General features: G+C 54.0%; 1 rRNA gene. It reads left to right on the forward strand.

Features of this window, described 5'->3' with window-relative positions:
- Positions 1-460: 460 nt before the first annotated feature.
- Positions 461-3141 (forward strand): 23S ribosomal RNA (locus H1S03_RS17260); the annotation flags it as partial.

Consider the following 3141-nt stretch of genomic DNA (forward strand, 5'->3'; position numbering starts at 1 on the left):
CATCATCACCATCGACCATATCTTCGTCGACCATACCTTCAAGGACACTTAGCAGTGTGTTTGAACGTCTGGCCGATCACGGGGCCTTCGGGTTACGTGCTTCCAGTAAGACGGAATTTACATCGTATAGAGAGCAATAATACACGAGACGTAACGGTCTTACGTATTGTCTGAGGGCTTCGGTTCTCAGAGAGCGATTTCCTTCGTGAGAAGGGTTGCGCGGTGACATGCCTGCCAAGGCTGCCCGCGGATGTCGCCGGTTCCCCGCCAGTGCGTGCTGGGGTGCTGATCTAGGATGCGTTACAGTCTTTCCAAGTCAAAAACACTGACCTGGATGATATGTCTGATCTTGTATCGTTCGTATCATCCTTGGGAAGCTTGGTGGTCCAATCGAGTTCTGGGCCACTGGGTAGAATATGTGACTTCTGATTCTGAGGAAGGGCAGCCTTCTTCTGGATTGGATCAAGCGCGAGAAGGGCGTTTGGTGGATGCCTTGGCAGTAAGAGGCGATGAAGGACGCGATACCCTGCGATAAGCTTTGGGGAGCCGGGAATAGGCTTTGATCCAGAGATCTCCGAATGGGGCAACCCACCTGACAGTTTGCTGTTGTTACCTTCTGGTAATCATCAGCGTGCTGAACCAGGTACTTATTACCTGAATACATAGGGTTTTAAGAGCAAACCCGGGGAACTGAAACATCTAAGTACCCGGAGGAAAGGACATCAATTGAGACTCCGTTAGTAGCGGCGAGCGAACGCGGACCAGCCGAGCCATGAATGTGAGTAGAACCAGTTGGAAAGCTGGGCGATATGGGTGACAGCCCCGTATACGAAGCATGATTGGACGTATTAAGTAGGGCGGAACACGTGAAATTCTGTCTGAAGATCGGAGGACCACCTTCGAAGGCTAAGTACTCCTTACTGACCGATAGCGAACCAGTACCGTGAGGGAAAGGTGAAAAGCACCCCGACGAGGGGAGTGAAACAGTACCTGAAACCGAACGCCTACAAACAGTCGGAGGCCGCAAGGCTGACGGCGTACCTTTTGTATAATGGGTCAACGACTTGGTCTTACTAGCAAGCTTAAGCCGATAGGTGTAGGCGCAGCGAAAGCGAGTCTTAATAGGGCGAATGAGTTAGTAGGATCAGACCCGAAACCGAGTGATCTAGGCATGTCCAGGATGAAGGTGCGGTAACACGCACTGGAGGTCCGAACCCACACCTGTTGAAAAAGGTCGGGATGAGGTGTGCCTAGGGGTGAAAGGCCAATCAAACTCGGAGATAGCTGGTTCTCCGCGAAATCTATTTAGGTAGAGCGTCAGACGAATACCCTCGGGGGTAGAGCACTGGATGGGTAATGGGGTCCCACAGACTTACTGATCCTAACCAAACTCCGAATACCGAGGAGTACTATCTGGCAGACACACTGCGGGTGCTAAGGCCCGTAGTGGAAAGGGAAACAGCCCTGACCTACAGCTAAGGCCCCTAATTCATGGCTAAGTGGGAAAGCATGTGAGACGACCAAAACAACCAGGAGGTTGGCTTAGAAGCAGCCATCCTTTAAAGAAAGCGTAACAGCTCACTGGTCTAGATAAGTTGTCTTGCGGCGAAGATGTAACGGGGCTCAAGCCATGAGCCGAAGCTTAGGATGCACTTTATGTGCGTGGTAGCGGAGCGTTCCGTGACAAAGACCTACCGACTTTTGCCTGTCTTCGGATCGGCACTGGTCGGAAGGTCGAGCTGAGAAGCCGTACCTGCGAGGGGCGGTGGAGCGATCGGAAGTGAGAATGTTGACATGAGTAGCGATAAACAGAGTGAGAGACTCTGTCGCCGAAAGTCCAAGGGTTCCTGCTTAAAGCTAATCTGAGCAGGGTGAGCCGACCCCTAAGGCGAGGCCGAAAGGCGTAGTCGATGGGAACCAGGTTAATATTCCTGGGCCAGGAGATGGTGACGGATCCCGAGGGTAGTTTCTTCTTATCGGATTGAGGAGGCTGCTTAGGGGTTCCTGGAAATAGCCCTCCATGAGATCGTACCCTAAACCGACACAGGTGGACTGGTAGAGCATACCAAGGCGCTTGAGAGAACTGCATTGAAGGAACTCGGCAAAATGCCTCCGTAAGTTCGCGAGAAGGAGGCCCCGTTCGCAGGCAACTGTGGGCGGGGGGCACAAACTAGGGGGTGGCGACTGTTTACTAAAAACACAGGGCTCTGCGAAGTCGTAAGACGACGTATAGGGTCTGACGCCTGCCCGGTGCCGGAAGGTTAAAAGGAGGAGTGAGAGCTCTGAATTGAAGCCCCGGTAAACGGCGGCCGTAACTATAACGGTCCTAAGGTAGCGAAATTCCTTGTCGGGTAAGTTCCGACCTGCACGAATGGCGTAACGACTTCCCCGCTGTCTCCAATGCAGACTCAGCGAAATTGAATTCCCCGTGAAGATGCGGGGTTCCCGCGGTCAGACGGAAAGACCCCGTGCACCTTTACTACAGCTTCACACTGGCATTAGGTCAGCGATGTGCAGGATAGGTGGTAGGCTTTGAACCCGGGACGCCAGTCTCGGTGGAGCCACCCTTGAGATACCACCCTTCGCTCGCTTGATGTCTAACCGCGGTCCGTTATCCGGATCCGGGACCCTGTGTGGCGGGTAGTTTGACTGGGGCGGTCGCCTCCTAAAGAGTAACGGAGGCGCGCGATGGTGGGCTCAGGTTGGTCGGAAATCAACCGTCGAGTGCAATGGCAGAAGCCCGCCTGACTGCAAGACTGACAAGTCGAGCAGAGTCGAAAGACGGCCATAGTGATCCGGTGGTCCCGAGTGGAAGGGCCATCGCTCAACGGATAAAAGGTACGCCGGGGATAACAGGCTGATACTGCCCAAGAGTCCATATCGACGGCAGTGTTTGGCACCTCGATGTCGGCTCATCACATCCTGGGGCTGGAGCAGGTCCCAAGGGTTCGGCTGTTCGCCGATTAAAGTGGTACGTGAGCTGGGTTTAGAACGTCGTGAGACAGTTCGGTCCCTATCTGCCGTGGGTGTAGGAGACTTGAGAGGAGTTGCCCCTAGTACGAGAGGACCGGGGTGAACGATCCACTGGTGGACCAGTTGTCGTGCCAACGGCAGTGCTGGGTAGCTATGATCGGACAGGAT

The sequence above is a fragment of the Pontivivens nitratireducens genome (assembly GCF_014235845.1).
GTDB classification, from domain to species: domain Bacteria; phylum Pseudomonadota; class Alphaproteobacteria; order Rhodobacterales; family Rhodobacteraceae; genus Pontivivens; species Pontivivens nitratireducens.